Origin of the sequence: Candidatus Endomicrobiellum trichonymphae, from assembly GCF_002355835.1 — a bacterium.
Lineage (GTDB): Bacteria > Elusimicrobiota > Endomicrobiia > Endomicrobiales > Endomicrobiaceae > Endomicrobiellum > Endomicrobiellum trichonymphae.
In genome coordinates, this window is the sequence record NZ_AP017462.1 from 1 (window position 1) to 5,038 (window position 5,038).

Annotated in this window: 5 protein-coding genes; all 5 read left to right on the forward strand. The window is 32.2% G+C overall.

The window, feature by feature from the left end:
* The 5 genes from RSTT_RS06325 to RSTT_RS05825 all read left to right on the forward strand — a co-directional run bounded on the left by RSTT_RS06325 (position 1) and on the right by RSTT_RS05825 (position 4,612).
* The gene (locus RSTT_RS06325) at positions 1 to 1,275 is read left to right on the forward strand and encodes a chromosomal replication initiator protein DnaA (RefSeq protein WP_096526041.1); all 1,275 of its coding nucleotides are present in this window, start codon (positions 1 to 3) and stop codon (positions 1,273 to 1,275) included.
* A 189-nt stretch (positions 1,276 to 1,464) separates the two neighbouring features.
* Positions 1,465 to 1,764, forward strand: a complete 300-nt coding sequence (locus RSTT_RS05815) for a hypothetical protein (RefSeq protein WP_096526042.1) — start codon at positions 1,465 to 1,467, stop codon at positions 1,762 to 1,764.
* A gap of 147 nt (positions 1,765 to 1,911) precedes the next feature.
* Positions 1,912 to 2,088: a hypothetical protein gene (locus tag RSTT_RS06315; RefSeq protein ID WP_172412904.1), complete on the forward strand. Its 177-nt coding sequence runs from the start codon at positions 1,912 to 1,914 to the stop codon at positions 2,086 to 2,088.
* A 1,530-nt stretch (positions 2,089 to 3,618) separates the two neighbouring features.
* Positions 3,619 to 3,903: a hypothetical protein gene (locus RSTT_RS05820; protein ID WP_096526043.1), complete on the forward strand. Its 285-nt coding sequence runs from the start codon at positions 3,619 to 3,621 to the stop codon at positions 3,901 to 3,903.
* 136 nt (positions 3,904 to 4,039) lie between these two features.
* Positions 4,040 to 4,612: a hypothetical protein gene (locus RSTT_RS05825; RefSeq protein ID WP_096526044.1), complete on the forward strand. Its 573-nt coding sequence runs from the start codon at positions 4,040 to 4,042 to the stop codon at positions 4,610 to 4,612.
* Positions 4,613 to 5,038 lie beyond the last annotated feature (426 nt).

Sequence of the window (5,038 nt, forward strand, 5' to 3'; positions counted from 1 at the left end):
GTGTGGAATGAAATTAAAACGGAATTAACAGAAAAGATACCGACTATATGGCTAGAGCCAGTAAAAGAGGAAAGCTTTAAAGACGACATATTAATGCTTAATGTACCTAACAGATATTATGCTGAAAAGTATAAAACTGATTTTAAAGAATTAATTCAAAGCGTAATAAAAACAAAAACAGGCAAAGACATAGGATTACAGTGTCAGATTGAATTACTGCCAGAACCTATCACAAAAGACAAAAAGCCAAAGACAACATCAAAGACGCCTTTAATAAAAGAAACAAAGTTCAACGGCAAGCCTTATTTTGAAAGTCCTGCGGAGCTTACAGAGATTTCAAAAGAGATAAGTCAGGCAAAAGAAATAGATGTTGATAATACCAAATTGACTTCAATGCCTGTTAAATACAGCATAAAAGACGTCGTATCTTTCAGCCTGCTAAATAGCAAAATGTTTACTTATCCAAATGATAAAAGAAAAAAAACAAAAGTTGAAATAAATATAAGATTTAATAACGGTACTATTAAGCCGCTTGATTTATATCGAGGTCAGCTAGATTTTAATGACGAAGGATACGGGCAGTTAACAACGACGCACGCAAAGATATTCCTTGCCATTACTCATATTTGGCAGAAGCAGGGCTGTAAGTTTGCAAACAATAGTTATCTTGCCGTTGTTGACATCTCAATAAGAGAACTGGCTAAACAATTAGGCTATCAAAAATTCAGCGGAGCCGATTATAAAAGATTATTGCGAAAGACTAAAGAGCTTGCAGACTTCCCTATGATACTTGCCGATATGTATGAAGCTCATACATTTACTCTATTATACGATGTTTCTAATCACAAACTTAAAAAAAGCAGAAACAATAAGAATATGTTAAGAATACTTATTAATCCATTTATTGCGAAACAACTTTACGAAAGAAAAGTAATTTTAAGGAACCCGCAATGCTATAAGATTAAAAATCCTACAGCTATTAAATTCCTGATATGTTATGACAAAAGAATAATTAAAGGGAACAATTTGAGACTGAATATATCCGAAATAGCAAATGATTTAGAAATAAATATAAATAATATAACCAGCGTTGCAGAAAATTTAAAAAATGCATTCCAAGAACTGAACGGATACGAACTTAACGATAGTTATAGCCTGCACGTGGAATTAATCAAAGAGGGCAAGGAATGGATTGTAGTTGCTGACCGTCTATTAAAAGAGAAACAACAATCATTAAAGGTGAACTGCAGAACTGATATAGAACGCGAAGCATAAGAGGAGCGAAGCTCCTTGCTAGTCTTTCCTCTCTTAAAAGCCTGCCTTTAAAAAAAAGCTCAAATCTAAAAGTAAAAATAGTCATATTAAACATTGTCTAAAATCTTGTCTTTATCTTTAAAAAAAGTTGTTAAAAAAGATTAAATGAGGATATTGTTATAATAAAATCAAATAAAGAGGATTATTAAAATGTTAAGTTTAAAAGATAATAAAAAGAGCTTCTTTTCGTTAATGTGTCTGTTTTTTTGGGTCGTATGTGGATGCCATTCTGCAAAAGAGTTTAGAGATGGGTATATCACAGGGCTAGCGGATGGATATGCCTTGAGCGTAAATGAATTTAAATATAACGCTGAACTTGCTAAAATTAAAGATGAATTTGATTGGAGTAAGGTTGATTTTAAAAGTGAAATGAAAATGTATTTAGACGAAAATAAATATATAGAAAAAAAGGTTTATGATGACTATGTAAAAAACGGCAGAAAAGTATAAAGAGTAAAGTAAAGCAAGGGTAGATTTTTTAATGAAATCTCATTCTCTAGCTCTGGTTGTAAATATGGTTTGAAATAATGAGGAACAAAAAGATGATGTTAAATAAATATCATTATTATAAAAACGATTAAAGGAAAGGCGATAACTATGAAAAGCCAGTTAAATATTACCTCAAAAGAGAAAGATAAAGAACCTTTAAAAAATTGCTATAAATGTGATGTAAAAAGAGTATGTACGGATAGCCCGTATTATGCTCCCGTTGACTATCAGTTGGACTTGTTTGATAATAATAATATCTTGCCTGTTAAAAGTTGTGTGCATTGAAATAAATAAACGTGCAAAGCTTAAGTTTATTGATTATGCCTCATATAGAAAATATATATTTAAAAATAAAATGTTATAATAGTGATGTTAAATAATTCATATTATTTAACCTCCAAAATTACTTTAAACGGTAAAGCATAAAGGCAAGTAATCTTAGAAAGAGGCTACTTGTCTTTTTTGCTTCGTATATGTATAATCTTGATGTTATGTAATACCTTTGCCTCTTTCTGTGTTTCATAATGCCAAAAAGTAATTATGTAATACCTTGCCGTTGCCTTGTCTTTAGTCTTTAATAAAAACAAAAGTAAAAATATCAGTTGTAATATAAACTAATAGAACTGACATAGAATGCGAAAGCATAAGAGGAGCGAAGCTCCTTGCTAGTCTTTCCTCTCTTAAAAGCCTGCCTTTAAAAAAAAGCTCAAATCTAAAAGTAAAAATAGTCATATCAAACATTGTCTAAAATCTTGTCTTTAAAATCTATTCTGTTTACTTCTAAACTCCAAAAAACGATTAAAAATTGTAAAAACTGCGTTAAAGGCACGCTGGTGCCTTAAATAACGCAAAACAGACGTTCTCTGGCAAAATAGCCATTAAAAACATCTTAAAATGTCAAAATATGCCAATATTATGCCAAAATAAGGCATTATCACATAGTCTAAAGCCTTAAATAAAACAAAATAAAAAAGGCTAACTGACTGTGATAAACCTTGAAAAGCTTGTAAAAGCTAAAAAAACGGATGTAAATCCGTCAGACGGACTGCAAGTCCGTTAAAAAGAGCTGGCTAAATTGTATTAGCACGCTGTCCACATCGTTTTTGATTGTTGTGAAAAAATGTGGAAAAAATCTTATGTTTTAAAATGTAAAAGAATTGATAAAAAGAATATTGGAAAGTCTCTAAAAGGCGATAACTGATTGTCTAATACTAGTACTTGAAAAACGCAATAAAATGCGTTCCAGTCTGTCTTTAAAATCTAATCTCTAAAATAATATAAGCCTATGATTAAATATCATAGGCGTTTCCCAATTGCACTACTTGATATGCAATTGGCTGACTTGTTTCAAAAAGACACCGATTATACCTCAAAATAGTAGCGATAGTTTATGAAAGCGTAAAAAGCTAAGACGTTATGATAATGCTTAGTCGCTGTTTGTAAATATGTCTAAAAATTTATTATATATTTATAGGCTTGCACGACATTTAGGTAACGTCTGTGATGTATAAATAGTCAAAAGCCGTCTTAAAGTAGACGGCAAAAATAAACAAAAAATGAGCGAAGCGAACACCCTCTATACTTGATATACATATATGCTAGATGACCTCAAAAAGAGCCGTAAAAAGTTATAAAATAATAATTACTTCCTTAATCGTTTTCTGCTGAAAACGAAACAGTATAAACTTGATATACTATATGCTAGATGGTGCCGAAAAGTTAATACGTATCTTGTCATTGCCTTGTCTTTTCTCTCTTAAAATTTCTGTCTTTAAAAAAGCTATGATGAAATATTAATTAGCCTAAGGATATTAAGTGAAAAATAAAAAAGAATTTGATTGCTGTGGAAACGATATGCGTCATACTGCTGAAGCACCAAAACTTGAAAAGAGATTGAAAAAATCTCTTAACGTTTTTGGCTTGGTACTGTTGACTGCGTATCTGTTTGGTTTGTTGTTATTGACATCTTGTTCTCGTGTTAATACGTTCGGTTATAAGATCTATGGTAGGCAAGAGCTGCTCGACGAAGTCTGTAGATTAAAACATATTGTAATGAAATTAGAAGGGGAGGGGAAAGTTGGTAGTGCGATCGTTCTCTAGACTGAAAGATATTCTTATGTATAGAAGATGTATTTCCTATTAACAATCCGTTTAGAAGTTCTAGAGCTGTTCAAAAAGCTTTAAAAATAATTAATAAAAAAGTTGTTAAAAAAGATTAAATGAGGATATGACTGCAATGAAATTTAAAAAAATATTTGCTGTGATTTTAATGTTGTCTGTGTTCTTGTCTGGCTGTCAGAGGAAGGTTATAACAGGCGTTTCTAAAAATGAAAATGATGTTTCAACTTCAACGAATACTCCTGCTCCAGAGCTTACTCCTACTCCGACGCCTACTCCGACGCCTACTCCGACGCCTACTCCGACGCCTACTCCACCGCTTACTCCTGCTTCACCAGAGCCTGCGTCTCAAGACAAACTCAAAAAAATAGCGTTGTTTTGCCCGCCATTAACGCAATTAATGTTTATTTACGGCTTAGGCCTAGTTGAAGGTGCAATCCAAGCATCATTGCCATATCTCTTTTCTTCACCAATAATCATATCGACTTTAAGCATAATGGTTGCAAATATGCCAATTGTCGGCGCAATGTGGTTCGCACTATTCGCTTATAGGAGCGAAGTATCGACCCTGTCTAATGTACTTGATTGGAGTTTGCCGGCTTTACTTGTGTTTGGAGAATTTCTGTATTTCTGTGGAGTAGGAGCAGTCAGTCCTTTCAGTCATTGGCTATGGTCAATCGACCCTATCTAATGTACTTGATTGGAGTTTGCTGTTGAAATATACGCTTATTTAGAATTCTACGTTAAAAACTCGATTAATTATTAAATTATAAATTATGAAAAAGCCTGCAGAAATGCAGGCTTTTTTTTGTGTTGGATTATATGTTGACTATGTGTTAGTGATAAATTATAATATATGTGTTGGTGGTAAACTTAATTAACAAAATATGTGTTTTCGGTAAAGAGATTATGTGTTTTCGGTAAAGAGATTATGTGTTTTCGGTAAAGAGATTATGTGTTTTCGGTAAACAATTTTAGCAAAAAAGTGGCTATAAATAAGGATTTGGCTTACTCTCTAACTCTAATAAGACCTAATAAGACTAAGTCTGCCTAAAAGCTGGCAGACATTTTTTGGGGAACTTAAAAGATAAAAAGACAAAAGCAAAAGGAATAAAAA